The organism is Tropicibacter sp. S64 (assembly GCF_049803835.1).
Taxonomy (GTDB): domain Bacteria; phylum Pseudomonadota; class Alphaproteobacteria; order Rhodobacterales; family Rhodobacteraceae; genus Pacificoceanicola.
The window spans coordinates 253,893-273,102 of sequence record NZ_JBNAGK010000001.1 but is presented as its reverse complement, the minus strand read 5'-3'; the positions used below and the strand labels follow the sequence as shown (position 1 = coordinate 273,102).

The 19,210-nt window shown below is 65.2% G+C and carries 18 protein-coding genes; 12 read left to right on the top strand and 6 right to left on the bottom strand.

Annotated features, from left to right (window positions below):
- The first annotated feature begins 5 nt into the window (after positions 1-5).
- Positions 6-401 carry a DUF1761 domain-containing protein gene (locus ACP159_RS01405; protein ID WP_425097824.1) on the top strand — a complete coding sequence of 132 codons (396 nt, stop codon included), beginning with the start codon at positions 6-8 and terminating at the stop codon, positions 399-401.
- A gap of 233 nt (positions 402-634) precedes the next feature.
- On the opposite strand, the gene ACP159_RS01400 is transcribed toward ACP159_RS01405, so the two are convergent.
- From ACP159_RS01400 to ahcY, 4 genes are all read right to left on the bottom strand, one after another.
- Positions 635-976, bottom strand: a complete 342-nt coding sequence (locus ACP159_RS01400; protein ID WP_425097823.1) for a DUF2853 family protein — start codon at positions 974-976, stop codon at positions 635-637.
- A 121-nt stretch (positions 977-1,097) separates the two neighbouring features.
- Positions 1,098-2,066, bottom strand: coding sequence for a ketopantoate reductase family protein (locus tag ACP159_RS01395; protein WP_425097822.1), 969 nt, complete (start codon positions 2,064-2,066; stop codon positions 1,098-1,100).
- 9 nt (positions 2,067-2,075) lie between these two features.
- Positions 2,076-2,180 (bottom strand): VPLPA-CTERM sorting domain-containing protein, encoded by a 105-nt coding sequence (locus ACP159_RS01390; RefSeq protein ID WP_425097821.1) that lies wholly within the window; start codon positions 2,178-2,180, stop codon positions 2,076-2,078.
- Between the two features lie 153 nt (positions 2,181-2,333).
- Complete coding sequence (ahcY, locus tag ACP159_RS01385; RefSeq protein ID WP_425097820.1) at positions 2,334-3,722, bottom strand: adenosylhomocysteinase; 1,389 nt, start codon at positions 3,720-3,722, stop codon at positions 2,334-2,336.
- Between the two features lie 117 nt (positions 3,723-3,839).
- Here ahcY and ACP159_RS01380 point away from each other — a divergent pair, with 117 nt between their 5' ends.
- The 4 genes from ACP159_RS01380 (at position 3,840) to ACP159_RS01365 (ending at position 6,421) form a co-directional block, all read left to right on the top strand.
- Positions 3,840-4,538 carry an FkbM family methyltransferase gene (locus ACP159_RS01380; protein WP_425097819.1) on the top strand — a complete coding sequence of 233 codons (699 nt, stop codon included), beginning with the start codon at positions 3,840-3,842 and terminating at the stop codon, positions 4,536-4,538.
- A 13-nt stretch (positions 4,539-4,551) separates the two neighbouring features.
- On the top strand, positions 4,552-5,145 hold the full coding sequence (locus ACP159_RS01375; protein ID WP_425097818.1) for a hypothetical protein: 594 nt from the start codon (positions 4,552-4,554) through the stop codon (positions 5,143-5,145).
- Between the two features lies 1 nt (position 5,146).
- Positions 5,147-5,617: an N-acetyltransferase family protein gene (locus ACP159_RS01370; protein WP_425097817.1), complete on the top strand. Its 471-nt coding sequence runs from the start codon at positions 5,147-5,149 to the stop codon at positions 5,615-5,617.
- A 117-nt stretch (positions 5,618-5,734) separates the two neighbouring features.
- Entirely contained in the window at positions 5,735-6,421 is a 687-nt protein-coding gene (locus tag ACP159_RS01365; protein WP_425097816.1) for a hypothetical protein, read from the top strand.
- Positions 6,422-6,423: 2 nt separating this feature from the next.
- Here the strand turns inward: ACP159_RS01365 and ACP159_RS01360 are convergent, their stop codons facing one another.
- Positions 6,424-6,978: an ActR/PrrA/RegA family redox response regulator transcription factor gene (locus ACP159_RS01360; RefSeq protein WP_425097815.1), complete on the bottom strand. Its 555-nt coding sequence runs from the start codon at positions 6,976-6,978 to the stop codon at positions 6,424-6,426.
- 104 nt (positions 6,979-7,082) lie between these two features.
- Positions 7,083-7,703 carry an SCO family protein gene (locus ACP159_RS01355; protein WP_425097814.1) on the bottom strand — a complete coding sequence of 207 codons (621 nt, stop codon included), beginning with the start codon at positions 7,701-7,703 and terminating at the stop codon, positions 7,083-7,085.
- Positions 7,704-7,780: 77 nt separating this feature from the next.
- On the opposite strand from ACP159_RS01355, the gene regB reads away from it, so the two are divergent.
- From regB to addA, 7 genes are all read left to right on the top strand, one after another.
- Positions 7,781-9,178, top strand: a complete 1,398-nt coding sequence (gene regB, locus ACP159_RS01350; protein WP_425097813.1) for a sensor histidine kinase RegB — start codon at positions 7,781-7,783, stop codon at positions 9,176-9,178.
- Positions 9,179-9,268: 90 nt separating this feature from the next.
- On the top strand, positions 9,269-10,798 hold the full coding sequence (locus ACP159_RS01345) for a PAS-domain containing protein (protein WP_425097812.1): 1,530 nt from the start codon (positions 9,269-9,271) through the stop codon (positions 10,796-10,798).
- Between the two features lie 53 nt (positions 10,799-10,851).
- Positions 10,852-11,325 (top strand): tRNA (adenosine(37)-N6)-threonylcarbamoyltransferase complex ATPase subunit type 1 TsaE, encoded by a 474-nt coding sequence (tsaE, locus tag ACP159_RS01340; RefSeq protein ID WP_425097811.1) that lies wholly within the window; start codon positions 10,852-10,854, stop codon positions 11,323-11,325.
- Positions 11,322-12,281 (top strand): aminoglycoside phosphotransferase family protein, encoded by a 960-nt coding sequence (locus ACP159_RS01335; protein ID WP_425097810.1) that lies wholly within the window; start codon positions 11,322-11,324, stop codon positions 12,279-12,281. The genes tsaE and ACP159_RS01335 overlap by 4 nt, the downstream gene beginning before the upstream one ends.
- Complete coding sequence (locus ACP159_RS01330) at positions 12,266-12,934, top strand: nucleotidyltransferase family protein (protein WP_425097809.1); 669 nt, start codon at positions 12,266-12,268, stop codon at positions 12,932-12,934. Before ACP159_RS01335 ends, ACP159_RS01330 begins: the two co-directional genes overlap by 16 nt.
- A complete protein-coding gene (gene addB, locus ACP159_RS01325) occupies positions 12,927-15,842 on the top strand; it encodes a double-strand break repair protein AddB (RefSeq protein ID WP_425097808.1) in 2,916 nt (971 codons plus the stop codon). Before ACP159_RS01330 ends, addB begins: the two co-directional genes overlap by 8 nt.
- On the top strand, positions 15,839-19,198 hold the full coding sequence (gene addA / locus ACP159_RS01320; protein WP_425097807.1) for a double-strand break repair helicase AddA: 3,360 nt from the start codon (positions 15,839-15,841) through the stop codon (positions 19,196-19,198). Before addB ends, addA begins: the two co-directional genes overlap by 4 nt.
- Positions 19,199-19,210 lie beyond the last annotated feature (12 nt).

The following is a 19,210-nucleotide window of genomic DNA, read 5'->3' as shown; positions in this document are numbered from 1 at the left end:
GCATCATGGAATTGATCAACGTTCTGGCCGCCACCGTCGCCGGTTTCGCGGCGGGGGCTGTCTGGTACAACGTGCTGTCAAAGCATTGGCTGGAGGCGGCTGGCATTCCTTGCGACGAAAACGGCAAACCGTTGGGCGGCCCGAACCCCGTGCTCTTCGGTCTCGGTTTCCTGTGCCAGCTGGTCGTCGCGGGCATGATGCGGCACGTCTTCGCCGCCAGCGGCGTCGCCAGCGTGGGTGCCGGGATCGTCTCCGGTGCGGGCATCGGGCTGTTCTTCATTGCGCCGTGGATTGCCCTGAACAACCTCTACGGAGGCAAGCCGCTCAAGCTGACCCTGATCGACGGCGGCTACGCGACTGTCTCCTGTGCCCTGATGGGCCTGGTCCTGACCTTGTTCTGAGATCGTGGGACTCAAAGCGGGGGCGCCAGACCAATGGACCGGCACCCCCGTCACCCCGCGTGCTCCCTACGCACCACACGCGAAACCGATTGAGTCCGGCCTTCTGGCCTGTTTCGACCAGTCTTACCCTGTCCCCTGCCAACCTGGCAAACGGCAAGTAAACGCAATTTTCGACGCCTTGAATCAAAAGGGCCCCCGCCGGTGCGAAGGCCCTTGTCCGCTCGCGACGCGGATCAGCCGTAGACGGCTTCCTTGCCGAAATGCTTGGTCAGCATGTAGTAGACCACAGCGCGGTACTTGTTGCGTTCCGACTTGCCATACGTTTCGATCACGGAATGGATCGCGTCCATCAGTTCCGGACCATCGCTCAAACCGAGTTTCTTGATCAGGAAGTTGTTCTTGACGGTCTCCAGCTCGCCGTCCTGGCTCGACGCCACGGTCGAGGCATCCGCGTCATAGATCGACGGGCCGCACCCGATCGTGACCTTGCGCAGCAGGTCCATGTCCGGCTCCATGCCGCATTTGCTTTTCAGATCGTCAGCGTATTTTTCGATCAAATCGTCGCGTTTACCCATCTGTCCACTCTCCCTTGAGTTTTGCCAAAGGCTTTTATCCCAGCGCACCTTGGACAAGCGGGCCTCACAAATCTAGGGGAAATTCCCGCCTTGCGGCTCACTTGCGCACAAAAGCAGGCCCTCAGAGGCCCAATCTGCGCGCCAGCGCGCCTCCATCAAGGGAGCCTGGCCTGACCCCCGCGCGCGCCAGGTCTCCGGCAATGGCACACAATCCTGCGTTGACCGGCGTGGTTACGCCGTGCAGCCGCCCCATCAGAACGATCTCGCCATTGAGGTAGTCCGTCTCCACCGATCCGGCCCCGCGCAAGAGGCTTTGCGTGGTAGAGCCGCCGATCCGCGCGACACCGTCGATATCGCTCATGTTGAGGAACTCGGCCCGGCGCGGATCGCTGGAATCCGCCTTGCGCCACGAGAGGCCGGCGGCGGTCAGTGCCGCCTCGGCCTCCGAGATCAGGGCCTTCTTGATCTGCGGAACCTCCACGCCACGACCGAGAATCGCCTCCAGGATGTTGTTCAGATTGACCAGCAGTTTGCCGTACTTCCCCGCCATGACCTCCGGATCGGCAAAAGCCGCGATGCGCGTGTTCGACAGAGCCTGCACCAGCGCCTCGTCTGCCGCGTCCACGCCGTCCGGATACCGCCCGATGTCGAGGATGCCGAGCTTTGGCTTGGCGAAGACCGCCACGTGCCCCGGTTCCACCAACGCAGCCGGAAGCATGACCAGGACGCCGTGCACATTCGGAAACCGGCGCAGCGCCATGCGTTCGTTGGTCACGCCGTTCTGCAGGCAGAAGATCGGCTGCTCTGTCACCCCTGCCGCAGCGAGGTCTTCGAGTGCTGCAACGGTGTGCTGGGTCTTGGTGCACAGAAGGATCACGTCGTCCGCACGGAACTCGATTTCGGCCGGATGCGCCACCACCGGAATCCGTATCGTTTCGTCCACCCCCGGCGCTTGCAGCCTCAGCCCGCCGGTCCGCATTGCCTCCAGTTGCGCGCCACGCGCGATGGCGACAACCTCCGCACCCGAGCGGACAAGTTCGAAGGCAAGCGTACCGCCAATGGCGCCCGCTCCAAGAATGATGATGCGCATGGGCGCTCCTTATGCAGTCTTTTGCCGCCGCCGCACACCGGACAGACCGGCCAGAGCCGAGCCAAGCAGCAGCAAGGACGCCGGCACCGGCACCGTGGCGGGTGCGAGCGACACCCACACATTCACACCGCCGTTGTTGTTTTTCAACGCCCAGGACGCTCGGAGAATTTCCCCTGTCTTCAAAAATGAGAAACCGCGCAGGCCATCTGGCCTGCGCGGTGTCCCGACATCCCGTAGGGCGGGGCTGCGCCCCGCACCCGCTCGTGATCAGTAGCGGTAGTGTTCCGGCTTGAACGGGCCTTCCGGCGTCACGCCGATATAGGCCGCCTGCTCCGCCGTCAGCGTCGTCAGCTTGACGCCGATCCGGCCGAGGTGCAGACGCGCGACCTTTTCGTCGAGGTGCTTGGGCAGAATGTACACGCCATTCTCGTAGTTCTGGCCGTTGTTCCACAGTTCCATCTGCGCCAGCACCTGGTTGGTGAAAGACGCAGACATCACGAAGGACGGGTGACCGGTGGCGTTGCCGAGGTTCAGCAGACGGCCTTCGGAGAGCAGGATCAGACGGCTGCCCGAGGGCATCTCGATCATGTCCACCTGGTCCTTGATGTTGGTCCACTTGTGGTTCCGCAGGCTGGCCACCTGGATCTCGTTGTCGAAGTGGCCGATGTTGCCGACGATCGCCATGTCCTTCATCTCGCGCATGTGCTCGATGCGGATCACGTCCTTGTTGCCGGTGGTGGTGATGAAGATGTCCGCATCCGCGACCACGTCTTCCAGCAGCACGACCTCGAAGCCGTCCATTGCCGCCTGCAGGGCGCAGATCGGGTCCGCTTCCGTCACCTTCACCCGCGCACCGGCGCCGCGCAGCGAAGCGGCGGAGCCCTTGCCCACGTCACCATAGCCACAAACCACGGCGACCTTGCCGGCCATCATCACGTCCGTGGCGCGGCGGATGCCATCGACGAGCGATTCCTTGCAGCCGTACTTGTTGTCGAACTTCGACTTGGTGACGGAGTCGTTCACGTTGATCGCCGGGAAGGGCAGCTGGCCCTTCTTGTGCAGGTCATAGAGACGATGGACGCCGGTGGTGGTCTCCTCGGAGACACCCTTGATCGCGTCGCGAGTCTTGGTGAACCAGCCCGGGGAGAGCTCCATGCGCTTCTTGATCTGCGCCTTGATGACAGCCTCTTCCTCGGATTGGGGCACCGGGATGATGTCCTCGCCAGCCTCGGCACGGGCGCCGAGCAGGACATAGAGCGTCGCATCGCCGCCGTCGTCGAGGATCATGTTCGCGCCTTCCGGGAACATGAAGGACTTGTCGAGGTAGTCCCAGTGCTCTTCCAGCGTCTGGCCCTTGATGGCAAACACCGGAATCCCCGCCTCCGCGATGGCCGCCGCGGCATGGTCCTGGGTCGAGAAGATGTTGCACGACGCCCAGCGCACGTCCGCGCCCAGCGCCACGAGCGTCTCGATCAGGCAGGCAGTCTGGATGGTCATGTGCAGGGAGCCGACGATACGCGCACCCTTGAGCGGTTTGGCCTCGCCATATTCTGCGCGCAGAGCCATCAGCCCGGGCATTTCGGTCTCGGCGATGTCCAGTTCCTTGCGACCGAACGCGGCGAGGGAAATGTCTTTGACGACGTAGTCCTGGGTCATGGTGGGTTTTGCTCCTGATGACACACGTTAAAACGATGCCGGGTTAGCAAAGGGCTGGCCAATTGACAACAAGCGGTGTGGCGGCCTCAATGGCCTTGTGCAAGCAAGGGGGCCACAGTGGATTTCGAGTACCGGGTCTGCGTCAACGAATTCGGCTTCTATTGCGTGCCGAAAGCCTATGAAAAGCGCAAGCTTCCCAAGGTTCTGGCCCGCGGCGAGGTCTACGAGCCGAACACCCTTCGCCTGATGCAGCGTCGCACGGGGCTGGGAGACATCGTCACCGGCGGTGCCTTCATCGGGGATTTCCTGCCCGCGCTGTCGCCTTTCGTGGCCGCCGGATCGCGCATCGTCAGCTTCGAGCCGAATCCCCTCAGCTTCGCCGCCGCCGAACGCACGGTTGCGCTCAACAACCTTCCCAACGTCAGCCTTTTCCCGGTGGCCGTGGGCGAGACGCCCGGGCAACTGCCCCTGCAACTGTCGCGTAAGGGCGGCAGCGCCACCGCGGCCCGCGCGAAGATCGTGGAGAAGGAAACCGACGAAACCGTCATGGTCGAGGTCGTGACCCTGGACAGCCTCGTCGAGCCGCATCGCCGGGTGTCCATCCTGCATCTGGACGTCGAGGGGTTCGAGAAATCCGCCCTGCTCGGGGCCCGCCGCATCATCTCGGACAACGCGCCGATGATCGTTCTGGAAGCGGAACGCCCCTGGCAGCAGGCAATGTATGCCGAATTCCTGGGTGAGCACTTCCCCGACCTTGGCTATGGGTTCTGCGGCGGGATGGAGCGGAACGGCTTCTACCTCGCACAAGCACGATAGACCGAGGCAAGTGATGGCACGACAACCCCGCGCATGGCAGCGCATGCTCTCCGGCCGCAGGCTCGACCTGCTCGATCCCACGCCGGTCGACATCGAAATCGAGGACATCGCCCATGGTCTCGCCTTCGTGGCGCGCTGGAACGGGCAGACGAAGGGGGACTATGCCTATTCCGTCGCGGAGCATTCGCTGCTCGTCGAGGAGTTGTTCGGGCGGCTCTGCCCGAAGGCCACACCGGCCGAACGCCTGACGGCGCTGCTGCACGATGCGCCGGAATATGTGATCGGCGACATGATCTCCCCGGTCAAGGCCGCCGTCGGTCCCGATTACGAGACGCTGGACAAGCGCCTGACCGCCGCCATCCACATCCGTTTCGGCCTGCCCGCCGTGACCCCGGCGCGGCTCAAGAAACAGATCAAGAAGGCCGACCGCATCAGCGCCTGGATGGAAGCGACGCAGATCGCCGGGTTCTCCCGCGCAGAGGCGGACAAGTTCTTCGGCGCACCCGACCTCGACATGATTGCCGATCTGTCGATCCTGCTGCGCCCCCCGGTGCAGGTCCGGCTGGACTTCACCCGGCGGCACCTCGACCTGATGAAAGCGCTCTGACATGCTGGAAACCCGCGACATGCAGGCCGGGGATGTCCCGGCCTGCGTTCACATCCTCAACCACATCATCGGCTTGGGCGGCACCACCGCCTATGAAGAGCCGTTCACCCTTGAGGGTTTCGACCGCGACTACCGGCTGACACCACCTGTCAGTAACGTGGTTCTGCATCAGGGCCGGATCGTCGGCTTCCAGGTGGCGTTCGATATCGGGAACGGTCTCTACAGCATCGCGAGCTTCACCGACCGGGAGAATCCGGTGAAAGGCGCCGGATACGCTCTCTTCGACAAGACCCTGGCCGATTGCCGGAAACTCGGGGGCGTGGCGATCCTGGCGCGGATCACCTCGGACAATACCGGCGGGCTCGCCTTCTACAGCCGCCTCGGTTTCGAGGACGACCACGTCATTCCCGAAGATCATATGCGCCCCGATGGCACGATGGTCGACCGCATCGTCAAGCGCCACCCGCTCTGAACGTGCGCCCCGGGCAACAGTCCCGGCATTGACGCAGATGCGGAAACAATCCGCCGCATTCTTGCCGCATTCCAATCTTAGCCCTCCCGACATTGTCGCGAAGTCAGGAGGTCAGGAATGAGCTTGCGAAAGGTTTGCCTGCTCGGGATGGCGATTGTTTCCTTATCGGCGTGCAGCCAGACTGCGGGCGTCCCCGAAGCCTCCCGCAATGACACCCCCTTCCTCGTCGAGCCCGTGGCCCTGACCTCGCCCCGCGAACGCGCCGTGACCAACACCGCAATCGCTTTGGAGGACAGCATCCGCGCCATCCTCCGGAACGCCTCGGCTCCTGCGGGTGCCTGCGCCGGGAACCTCTCCGATCCAGGCATGGCCCTGTGCTCCGAACGCGACCTCATGGGCCGCACGCTCGGCGCGCTGCGCGACCTGACGGGGGGCAGCCAACCCTTCGACCGCAACGCCCTCGCGCCCGCCATTTCGCAAGCGCTCGAAGACCTTGCCGCGCTCGATCAGGACATAAACACCATGCTGCGCGAGCAGGGCGAGGAGATGGCCATGCTGCAGGCCGGGCGCAAAACCGGGATGTACACGGAGACGGATCAGGCCGCGCGGCTCACCCACATGGTGCGGGCCCGTGGCGCGATTGCCGAAACCCTGTCACTCAGCGCGGCCCGCGCCGCGGAAACCCGCAGCGTGTTGGAAAAAGCCCAGCGCGACTCCGGCGAAGACTATTCGTGGTACGTCACACGTCTTGCGGACCTGGAAAGGAGCATCAGTATCACCGTGGACCGCCTCGATATCGGCTGACCCTAGCGCGGCGAGCGCTTCGCCAGAATCCGCTGCAAGGTCCGGCGGTGCATGTTCAGCCGCCGCGCGGTTTCGGACACGTTGCGGTCGCACAGTTCGTACACCCGCTGGATATGTTCCCAGCGCACACGATCCGCACTCATCGGGTTCTCCGGCGGCGGCGGCAGTTCGTCACCCTTCGACAGCAGCGCATTGGTGATGTCGGTGGCGTCAGCGGGCTTCGACAGGTAATCGGTCGCGCCGATTTTCACCGCCGCCACGGCGGTGGCAATCGCACCATATCCGGTCAGGACGACGATCCGGCTGTCAGGCCGCTTCTCGCGCAGCACCTCGACCACGTCGAGCCCGTTGCCGTCTTCGAGCCGCAGATCGACCACCGCATAAGCCGGCGGACGGGCGGTCGCGATGGCGCGGCCCGCAGCGACGGACCCGGCGGTTTCCACCTCGAACCCACGCTTTTCCATGGCCTTGGCCAGGCGTTTCAGAAACGGCTCGTCGTCATCCACGAGAAGCAATGTGCGGTCGTCACCCAACTCGTCGATGCTGCTGTCTGACACTGCCCGTCCTCCCCGCTGTGCGCCTGTTCCAAAGGGTTGTAGACTGGGGAGGGAGGGTGGTCAAACCCTTGACATACAGCCCGACTCCGGGGCCTCGCGCCCGGTCAAGACGCGTCGATGAAACAGGCGGCGCGTTCGGCCATCTGCTCCGGCGTCACTTCGCGACGGAAATACTCCACGAAACCCTGTTCCGGCAGAACGAGGTAGGTGAAGGTCGAGTGGTCGACGAGGTAGTAGTCATCCTCGGCGTCCTGTTTCTTGTAATAGGTCCGGTAGGCCTGGCTGGCTGCCTTGACCTGCTCCGGACTGCCGGTCAGACCGATCATCTTGTCCGACACGTTCCCGGCAAAGGCGCCGACCACCTCCGGCGTGTCCCGATCCGGGTCGATGGAGATGAAGACCGGCGTCACCGAATAGCCCTTCTCGGCCAGCAGATCGACCGCGTCGGCATTGCGCACCGCGTCAAACGGGCAGACGTCCGGGCAGAAGGTATAACCGAAATAGACCAGCGACGGCTCGGTGATCACATCCTTGTCCGTCACCGTCTCGCCCTGCGCATTGACCAGTTCGAACGGCCCGCCGATCTGGTCGTTGCCGCCGGCTATCGCCGTCGCGCGGCAATCGGCGAATTGATCGTCGCTCTTCGGTCCCATCGTGGCGTACCAGATGCCGCCCATCAGGGCGAGGACCGCGACACTGGCGGACAACAAGGCTAGACGCGGCATATCGGGCTCTCCCATTGCATGGATGCCTGCGACAGGTAACAATCCCCACAACCCCTGCAAGTGACGAATGAGCGCAGATGGCAAATAGTGAACTCGGCCTGACCAGCGAATACCAGCGCAGCAACTGGATTCGCCTGCGCACCATGATCCTGCTGCGCTGGTTCGCCATCATCGGCCAGCTGACCGCCATCACAGTGGCGCAGAAGCTCTACAATCTCCAGCTGGAGCTGGGGCTGTGTTACCTGGCGGTCGGGGTTTCGGTTGTCGGGAACCTCGTGGCGATCTTCGTCTTTCCCGAGAACAAACGTCTGTCGGAGACCGAAAATTTCCTGATGGTCATGTTCGACCTCCTGCAGCTGTGCTTCCTGCTTTACCTCACCGGCGGGTTGCACAATCCCTTCTCGCTGCTTGTGCTTGGCCCGGTGACGGTGTCCGCCTCGGTGCTCTCACTGCGCTCCACCCTGACGCTCGGTCTCACGGCCTTTCTTCTGGTCTCCGGCATGGTGTTCTATCACCTGCCGCTGCGGACGGAGATGGGGTTCATCCTGCGGATCCCCGACCTTTTTGTCTATGGCCAGTGGACGGCGATCACCATCGCGCTGGTGTTCATCTCGGTCTACTCCCGCCGCATCACGCGTGAGATGAACGCCATGTCCGACGCCCTCGCCGCCACCCAGATGGCACTGGCCCGGGCGCAGAAGCTCAACGACCTCGGCGGGGTCGTGGCCGCCGCCGCGCATGAGCTTGGCACGCCGCTGGCGACGATCAAGTTGACCTCCGCCGAACTGGCCGACGATCTCGAGGACCGCCCGGACCTGCGCGAGGACGCCTTGCTGATCCGCGAGCAGGCGGACCGTTGCCGCGACATCCTGCGCTCCATGGGCCGTGCCGGGAAGGACGACCTGCACATGCGGTATGCGCCGCTGGTCGAGGTGATCCGCGAGTCCGCCGAACCGCACCAGGACCGCGGCAAGCAGATCGTCCTGGAGGAGGGCGCCGGACCCGGGGGCGAATATGCGCAGCCGCAGATCCTGCGCCGTCCGGAAGTCATCCACGGGTTGCGCAACCTGATCCAGAATGCCGTCGACTTCGCCGCCTCCACAGTCTGGATCGAGGCGCTGTGGACCGACGACGTCATCTCCATCCGCATCATCGACGATGGCCGCGGCTTTCCGCAGCATCTGCTCGGGCGCATCGGGGATCCCTTCATGCGCCGCCGCCGCAGCGAGGCCGAACGCAAGGCGAGGCCCGAGTACGAGGGCATGGGGCTCGGTCTCTTCATCGCCAAGACGCTGCTCGAACGCAGTGGCGCGGAGCTGAGCTTTGCCAATGCCTCCGATCCGTTTGCCCAGGACCACCCCAAAGGCGAGCGGCGCGGCGCGGTTGTGGAGGTCGTCTGGCCTCGCCACAAGATTGTTGCAAAGGCGGCACAGCCGGGGGCGGGACTCGGGGAAAACCGGCCAATCGAAGCGTGATACATTCGAATTGCATGGGGTATTAACAATTCGTAAACTACTTTCCGGATAGGTGGACTCTTGCCAACCCAACCGCTGTGAGACTTGTTCTTGAACGATTTTCTGGCCCTGACCATCGGAATCCTGACCGGCGTCGCGCTGTTCCTTCTGGGCTGGATGGCGTTCGGGATTCTCATACGTCGGCTGTCGTCCCCCGCCAGGAGCACCCTGACTCCCGTCTCCGTCTTTCTCTTCGATGGCAGCGGGCGGTTGATGGACACGACACCGGACGTGCGCGACGTGGTTCATGCACCGCTGAACGACGGGTTCACCTGGGCCGATCTCTACCGTATCTTCCGGCCACGCTTCCCCGATCTGCCAAAGGACCTGCCGGACCGCGAGATCGTGTTGGTCTCGGAGGATCTCGCCGCCACCGAAATGCTGATCGCCCCCGAAGGCTCGCTGGTGCGCGTGACCCTGCGCTCCGACCCCGTCAGCCCGGCGATGCAGCATCAGTACATCGTGCAATCCGAAGAGCTGGAAATGCTCACCTCCGCTTTCAACGTCGCCCCGAACCCGATCTGGGCGACCGATCCGGACGGTACGGTGATCTGGAACAACGCGGCGTTCGACAAGCTCAATCTCGTCGCGCGGCAGGATCAGGGAGCGGAGCCGCTGATCTCCGTGACGCACAGCGTCGATACCTGGCAGGAAAGCCGCCGCACGCAGATCGAGCAGATCGACGGCTCGACCCGCTGGTTCGAGGTCACCAGTCGCCGCACCCACGACCACGTCCTGCATTTCGCCACCGACATCGACACCCTGATCGAGGCCGAACTGGCGCAACGCAACTTCGTCCAGACGCTGGCCAAGACGTTCGCCCACCTGCCCATCGGCCTTGCCGTCTTCGATCGCGAACGTCGACTGGTGTTGTTCAATCCCGCGCTGGTGGACCTGACGCGCCTGCCGATGGACTTCCTCTCCGCCCGGCCCAACATGCTCAGCTTCTTCGACCTGATGCGCGAGAACCGCATGATGCCGGAACCGAAGAACTACGCCTCGTGGCGCGAGCAACTGACCGACGTGGTCGCCGCCGCCCGGGATGACCGCTATTGCGAGACCTGGAGCCTCGCCTCCGGCCTGACCTACAAGATCACCGGCCGCCCGCACCCGGATGGTGCCATCGCCTTCCTGCTCGAAGACATCTCCGCCGAAATCTCCCTCACCCGACGCTTCCGCTCCGAACTGGAACTGACGCAATCGGTGATCGACTGTTTCCCGGAGGCCGTGGCCGTGTTTTCACGCCTCGGCGTGCTGACGTTCTGCAACACCGCCTATCGTCAGCTCTGGGACTGCGACCCGGACAGCAGCTTCAACGAGACAACCATCACCGACGCCACCGACACCTGGCAGAAGGGCTGCAAGGAGAGCGACATCTGGCCAGGCCTGCGTGACTACGTCACCACCATGCAGGACCGCAGCCCGTGGAGCCGTGACCTGCGCCTGCGCGACGGCCGCGACATGCGGTTCAGCGTCGAGCCGGTGTCGGCCGGCGCCACCATGGTCCGCTTCTCCCTCGCGCCGCCGAGACGCACCCGGTCCATCGGCGGGTCAGCGCAGTCCCGCGCCGTGAACGGCTGAGCCGGAGCGCCGAACCTGCTTGCAGCCCCGCGGCGGGTGCGTATCTTGGCGCCATGAGCGCAAAGCAGCAGACCTTTCCCCTCGCGAACCCGGACCAGACCTGCGCCCTTGCGAGGCGTCTGGGTGCCGCGCTACGCGCTGGAGACACCCTGTTGCTGTCGGGTGGCATCGGCGCGGGCAAGACCCACTTTGCCCGCTGTCTGATCCAGTCGCTCCTGATCGAACCGGAGGATGTCCCCTCACCGACTTTCACGCTGGTACAGGTCTATGACACAAAGGCCGGCGCGCTCTGGCACAGCGACCTGTATCGGCTGTCCGGACCGGACGACGTTGTGGAACTTGGCCTTCCCGAGGCTTTCGACGAGGCGATCTGCCTGGTCGAATGGCCGGACAAGCTCGAAGACCTCGCGCCCGTGAACGCCCTGAACCTTGCCTTCCGCGACGGGCCTGATGAGGACGCCCGGCTGTTGACCATCGCGTGGACCGATGCCCGTTGGTCGACCCTGATTGCCGGATTGATGGCATGACAGCGTTTCTTGACGAGGCCGGTTGGGCACGCGCGGCACACACGCCGCTTGCCGGGGACGCCTCCGCCCGCCGCTATACCCGCCTGACCCGGGGGCGCGAGACCGCCATCCTGATGGAGGACCCCGAAGGCGACGTCGACCTCTTTGCCACCCTTGCCCGGCATCTCACATCCATCGGCCTCAGTGCGCCGCGCATCCTTGCGGAAGACACAGCGCATGGTCTGCTTCTGCTCGAAGACCTGGGCGACGGGCTGATCGCCCGCCTTGCCACGGACCACGAGACCGAAAAGCGGCTCTATCTCACCGCAACTGACGCCCTGATTGCCCTGCACCGGCACCCCGCGCCCAAAGGGTTGCCGGTTGCCACGCCGGAACGTCTGGCGCAGATGGTCGATCTCGCCTTCGACTTCTACGCCCCCGGCGCAGCAGGCAAGGCGGAAGCCATCGCCACCTTTCAGGGTCTACTGGACCTCCACGCCCGGCCCGAAGGCGTGATGATCCTGCGCGACTACCATGCCGAGAACATCCTCGATCTTCCCGGGCGGACGGGACCCGCCCGCGCCGGTCTGCTCGACTTCCAGGATGCGCTGGTCGGCCACCGCGCCTATGATCTGATCTCCCTGTTACAGGATGCCCGCCGCGATGTCTCGCCCGGAACCGAAAAGGCCTGCATCAGCCACTATCTCGCCGCGACCGCGCGGGAACCGGACGACTTCCACGCTTCGCTTGCCGTCCTCGGGGCCCAGCGCAACCTGCGTATCCTCGGCGTCTTTGCCCGACTGGCCGCCACCCGGGGCAAGCCGCATTACATCGACCTGATCCCGCGCACATGGCGGCACCTGCAAAGCGACCTCGCGCATCCGTCTCTCGCGCCGATGCGCCCCCTGCTGGCCGCGCTGCCCGCGCCGGATGAAGCTCACCTGAACATCCTGAGAGCCCGATGCCAGACGCCATAATGCTTTTTGCCGCAGGCTTCGGCACCCGCATGGGCCGGTTGACCAAGGACAGGCCCAAACCGCTGATCCCCGTCGCGGGCAAACCTCTGCTTGACCATGCGCTCGCCCTGACCCGGGGCATCCCGACCCGCGTGGTCAATGCCCACTACCATGCAGACCAGATCGCCGCGCATTTGCACGGGACCGACATCCACGTCAGCGTCGAACAGCCCGACATTCTCGATACCGGCGGCGGGCTGCGCCTGGCCCTGCCGATCCTTGGCCCGGACCCGGTGTTCACGTTGAACACCGATGCGGTCTGGCGCGGACCCAATCCGTTGGACCTGCTGGCGGAGACCTGGAACCCGGACGTCATGGACGCGCTCTTGCTGTGTGTACCGCACGCCAACGCCGTTGGCCGCAAGACCCCCGGCGATTTCACACTTCATCCGGACGGTCAGCTGACGCGGACAGGAGACGTCGTCTATACCGGCGCGCAGATCGTGAAGACGGAACGTCTCGGCGCGATCGAGGACAAGGCCTTCTCGCTGAACCTCCTCTGGACCCTCATGGCCGATGCGGGCCGTCTGCACGGGCTGATCTACCCCGGCACGTGGTGTGATGTCGGCCATCCGGAAGGACTCGTGATGGCGGAGGACATGCTTCGTGACTAGCCGCCTCTTTGCCCTGCCCCCCGGCGTCGACTTCGCGAAGGCGCTGATCGACGGCCTTCACGCCCGCGTGGATGGCCCGCCGGAAGCGCTCGCCCGGGTCGAGCTCTACGTCAACACGACCCGCATGGCCCGGCGCATCCGCGATCTCTACGATCAAGGCCCGGCAAGGCTGCTGCCACGTATCCGCCTCGTGACGGACCTCGCCGATCCGCTACGTCGCGCGGAATTGCCGCCGCCGATCCCGAAGCTGCGGCGCAGGCTGGAGATGACCGGCCTCGTTGCCCGCCTTCTCGAAGCCCAACCGGACCTCGCGCCGCGCTCGGCGCTCTATGACCTTGCCGACAGCCTCGTGGGCGTGATGGAGGAGATGCACGCCGAGGGTGTGACCCCCGAAACGATTGCCAATCTCGACGTGACGGACCAGTCCGGGCACTGGGCGCGGGCGCTGACCTTCTTCAACGCGGTGCAGCCCTTCTTCGACGAAGACGCGGAGCCGGATGCCGCCTCCCATGCGCGTTTTGCGCTGGAAGAGAGACTGCTTCAGTGGCAGGAGACCCCGCCGCAACACCCCATCGTCGTGGCAGGCTCCACCGGCTCGCGCGGCACCACTGCCGCGTTCATGAACGCCGTCGCCCGGCTGCCGCAAGGTTTCGTCGTGCTGCCAGGGTTCGATTTCGACATGCCGAAAGGCGTCTGGGACCGGATGGGCGAGCCGATGAAGGGCGAGGATCATCCGCAGTATCGCTTCGCCCGGCTGATGGCGGAGTTGGGCCTGAACAGAGACGATGTTGTCCGCTGGACAGAAGATGTCCCGCCAGCCCCCGCCCGCAATCGCCTGCTCTCGCTCGCCCTGCGCCCCGCGCCGGTGACGCACCAGTGGCTGAGTGAAGGGCCGTCCCTGCCGGACCTGCGCGAGGCCTGCAAGGACGTGACCCTGATCGAAGCTCCGAGCGCCCGCGAGGAGGCGCTCGCCATCGCCCTGCGCCTGCGCGAAGCCGCCGAACAGGGCACCCGAGCCGCGCTCATCACGCCGGACCGGATGCTGACGCGGCAGGTAACGGCGGCGCTCGACCGGTGGGATCTCGTCCCCGATGACAGCGCCGGCACGCCCGCGCAGCTGACCCCGCCGGGGCGGCTCCTGCGCCATGTGGCGGCGCTCTACTCGGAGGCGCTGACCGCCGAGGCGCTGCTGACCCTGCTCAAGCATCCGCTGACCAACACTGGCGAGGGCCATGGCGAACACCTGCGCCATACCCGCGATCTCGAACTGCACATCCGCCGCAACGGGATGCCCTACCCCTCGCCAGAGCGGCTCCATGCCTTTGGCGTGAAACGCAAGTGCGAGGATTGGACGGCTTGGGTGGCGCTGACCTTCTGCAACCGGCCCGTTCCCGGCACGCTGCATCTGACCGAGTGGATTGCCCGGCACATTGCCCTGACCGAAGCCATCGCCGCCGGTCCCGGCGCGGAGGGATCGGGGGAGCTTTGGGAGAAGGACACGGGGCGGAAGCTGCGCGAAACAGTCTCTAACCTTGCCGAAGAGGCCGAATACGGCTCGGAGCTGAGCGCTCGCGACTATGCCGATCTCTTCGGAGCCATCGTCAGCGCCGAGGAAGTGCGCAATCCCGATACGGTGCACCCGGACATCCTGATCTGGGGCACGCTCGAAGCCCGCGTCATGGATGCGGACCTGCTGATCCTTGCCGGGCTGAACGAAGGCTCCTGGCCGGAGATGCCGGGGGCGGACCCCTGGCTGAACCGGGCGCTCAGGGCGCAAGCCGGGCTGCTCCTGCCGGAACGGCGCGTCGGGCTTTCGGCACATGACTTCCAGCAGGCCGCCGCCGCGAAGGAGGTCTGGCTGACAAGGTCCATGAAGTCCGACGACGCCGAAACGGTGCCCTCGCGCTGGCTCAATCGGATGATGAACCTGATGACCGGCCTGCCGGAGCGGGACGGGCCTGAGGCGCTGAGGGAGATGAAGGCAAGGGGCAAGCACTGGCTCGCCCTCGCCCGCGCTGTCGAAACGCCGATCGAGACGCCAAGGGCCAAGCGGCCCTCCCCGGCTCCGCCCGCCTCCGCAAGGCCGCGCGAACTGCCGGTGACGGACATCAAGAAACTGGTGCGCGATCCCTTCGCGATCTACGCCCGCCGCGTGTTGCGCCTCAAGACGCTCGATCCGCTGATGCAGGCGCCCGATGCGCTGCTGCGCGGGGTGCTGGTGCACAAGGTGCTGGAAAACTTCGTCAAGGAAACCCGGGACGATCCCACCCTCATCACGCCTGCGACCCTGCGCAAGCATGCTGAACAGCTCCTCGGCGATCCCGATCTCGTGCCCTTCCCGATGATGCGCGTGCTTTGGCAGGACAAGCTGCGGCAGGTGGCAGGGTGGTTCTCGGAAACCGAAGCCGAACGGCAGACCAAAGCCCGCCCCGCGCATTTCGAGGTCAGCGGCCGCGTCGACATTCCCTCGCTCGGCTTCACCCTCAAGGGGCAGGCCGACCGCATCGACATCGACGAACGCGGCGGCGCGCATATCTACGACTACAAGACCGGCAAGGCCCCGACCGAAGACCAGCAGCGGCATTTCGACAAGCAACTGCTGCTCGAAGCGGCGATGGCCCTGAAAGGTGCCTTCCCGAACCTGATGCCGAACCACGTCGAGCGGGCGCTGTTCATTTCCCTGAAACCCGGAGAGCCGAAGGAAGTGCCCGCGCCGCTGGAGGATTGCCCGCCCATGCAGGTCTGGGAGGAGTTGACCCTGCTCGTCAGCGCCTACCTCGCCCCGGATCGCGGCTTTACCGCGCGGCGGGCGCTGATGTCCGACAATGACTTTGCCGAATACGATCACCTCTCGCGCCTTGGCGAATGGGACGTGACGGACGAGCCTTTCCGGGAGGTGCTGGAATGATCCGCGACCTTGCCACCCAGCGGCAGGTCGATGCCGCCGCACCCGGGAACTCCACATGGCTTGCCGCCAACGCCGGGTCGGGCAAGACGCGCGTGCTCACGGACCGCGTGGCGCGGCTGCTGCTCGAAGGGGTCCTGCCCGAGCATATCCTCTGCCTGACCTACACGAAGGCGGCCGCTTCCGAGATGCAGAACCGCCTGTTCAAGCGGCTGGGTCAATGGGCGATGCTGTCCAGCGATGCGTTGCGCGCCGAACTGCGGACCCTGGGCGTCGAGACCGCGCTCGACGACGACTTTCTGCGCGAGGCGCGCACGCTCTTTGCCCGCGCCATCGAGACGCCGGGCGGGCTGCGCATCCAGACGATTCACTCCTTCTGCTCCTCGCTGCTGCGCCGCTTCCCGCTCGAAGCCCGTGTCAGCCCGCAGTTCAAGGAAATGGAGGATCGCGCGGCGGAAATGCTCCGCGCGGAGATCCTCGATCAGATGGTCGAAGGGCCGCAGGCGCCGCTCGTGATGGCCCTTGCCCCGCATATTTCGGGCGATGACACCGGCGCTTTGCTGGCGGGCCTGACCTCGAACCGCGACGCCTTCACGCCCGGCCCGACGAATGCCGACATCTTCGCCGCCTACGACCTGCCCGAAGGCTTCAGTGAAGACGGCGTCTGCAAGGAGGTCTTCCTTGGCGACGAGAAGTCCCTCTTCGACGCCTTCCTGCCGACGCTCGATGGCAGCGGCGCGAACGGCCAGAAGCTCGCGGATGCCCTGAAACTGTGGAAAGCGCCGGACGCGCAAGGCTTGGCGCTGATCGAGAACGCCGCACTGACGCAGGCCGGGACGGTGAACAAGCGGCTTTTCGTCAAGAAGGTCCGCGAGTCCGCTCCGGCGCTTGTGGAGAAGATGGAGCAGTTGCTCGCACGGGTCGAAGAAGCCCGGCAGCGCCGTCTGGCCTTGCGTGCCGCAGAGCGCGACATCGCCCTGCATGACTTTGCCCGCTATTTCGTCCCGGCCTACGAACGGGCAAAGCAGCTGCGAGGCTGGCTCGACTTCGACGATCTCATCACCCGCGCCCGCGACCTGCTCAACGATCCGAAGGTTGCCGCCTGGGTACTCTTCAAGCTCGATGGCGGCATCGACCATATCCTCGTGGACGAGGCGCAGGACACCTCGCCGGTGCAATGGCAGGTGATCGAGCGCCTCGCGCAGGAATTCACCGCCGGGGAAGGCGCGCGAACGGACGTTCGGCGCACGATCTTCGTCGTGGGGGACAAGAAACAGTCGATCTACAGCTTCCAGGGCGCGGACCCGGCGGAATTCGACCGGATGCGCGAGGATTTCCGCGAACGCCTGCTGGAAACGGACGCGCCGCTGAGCGCCATGGAGCTCGAACACAGCTTCCGCTCCGCCACGCCGATCCTGCGGCTGGTGGACATGACCTTCGACACCGCCGAAGCCTCCGGCTTTACCCCCGATCAGAAGCACATCGCCTTCAAGGAGCGCATGCCCGGGCGGGTCGACCTTTGGCCGGTGGTCGAGAAGGTGGAGGAAGAGAAGGACGGCGAGTGGTTCGAGCCGGTGGATCGCGTCGGGGCGCAGCACCAGACGGTGAAGCTCGCCCAGCGCATCGCCCGCTTCATCAAGCAGACCATCGACGCGAAGACGCCCCTGCCGGTGGAGAAGGGTTTCTCGGGCGACTTTGAGGCCCGACCCGTGCACGCCGGTGACTTCCTCATCCTCGTGCGCTCCCGCTCGCGGCTGTTTGCGGAGATCATCCGCGCCGCAAAGCAGGCGGGCCTGCCGATTGCCGGGGCTGACCGGCTCAAGGTCATGGCGGAACTCGCGGTCAAGGACATCATGGCCCTGCTGCGCTTTCTTGCGACGCCGGAAGACGACCTCGCGCTGGCCACCGCCCTGCGCTCGCCGCTGTTTGGCGTAAGTGAGCAACGGCTCTTCGACCTCGCGCACCGCCGCAAGGAGAAGGCCTATCTATGGGAAGCCCTGCGCGAGAAGCGCGGTGCCTTCGCCGCCGAAATGGCGATCATCGACGATCTGCGCGGCAAGACCGACTTCCTGCGTCCTTATGACCTGATCGAGCGCATCCTGACCCGCCACAGGGGCCGCCGCCTGCTCATCGGGCGGCTTGGCGAGGAAGCCGAGGACGGGGTGAATGCGCTGCTGGCGCAGGCCCTGAGCTACGAGCGCACGGACATTCCCTCGCTCACCGGCTTCATCGAATGGGCGCAGAGCGACAACCTCGAGATCAAGCGCGCGGCTGAAGGCGCGGGCCAGACGCTCCGCGTGATGACCGTGCATGGCTCGAAAGGTCTCGAAGCCCCCATCGTCATCATGCCGGACTGCGCCGAACGGCAGGACCGTTTGCGAGCAACCCTCCTGCGCGACGAAAGCGGCCTTCTGTGGAAGCAGACCGGCGACAGCCTGCCCCCGCGCCATGTCGCCGCCATCGAGGCCGCGAAGGAGAAGGAAGCGCAGGAGCGCGACCGTCTGCTCTACGTCGGCCTGACCCGCGCCGAGAAATGGCTGATCGTCGCCGCCGCCGGGGAGACCGGCAAGAAGGGCGATGCCTGGTACGACAAGGTCAAGCGCGGCATGGACGGCTGCGGCGCGGAGGAGATGATCTTCGACTTCGGCGATCTCGGCAACGGCCCAGGCCTGACATTGACCCATGGCGACTGGACCGGGCTGGCGTTGACGGACAAGCCCGTGACGCCGGAGGTGCTACCGCCCCTGCCGCCTCATTTCATCACCCCAGTCCCGGAACCTTTATCCCTGCCCGCAGCCACAAGCCCGTCGAACCTCGGCGGCGCAAAGGCGCTGCCTGGCGATCACGGCGACGAGGAAGACGTGGCGAAGGCGCGCGGCACGCTCATCCACGAGCTGATAGAACTGCTCGCCCCCCTGCCCGGCGATGCCCGCGAAGTCTCCGGGCACAGGCTGCTCGAGTCGCGCGGTCAATGGCCCGAAGCGGAGCCGCTGCTCGCTGAAACCCTGCACGTGCTGCAAGTCCACCCTGCGCTTTTTGCCCCGGACAGCCTCGCGGAGGTGCCGATCACCGCCGACCTGCCCGGACTCGGGCGCATCCACGGTATCCTCGACCGGCTCCTCGTGACGGACGCCGAGATCACCCTGATCGACTACAAGACCAACCGCGAAGTCCCTGCGACGGCAGAACAAACCCCGGACGGGCTGCTGCGCCAGATGGGGGCCTACGCCGCCGCTCTGGCGCAGGTCTACCCAGGGCGCGAGGTCCGGACTGCCCTGCTGTGGACGGCCACCGCGCACTATATGCCGCTGTCGCACGACCTCGTGACACAATCGCTCGGGCGGGCTACGATACCTTGACGGCAGGCAAAG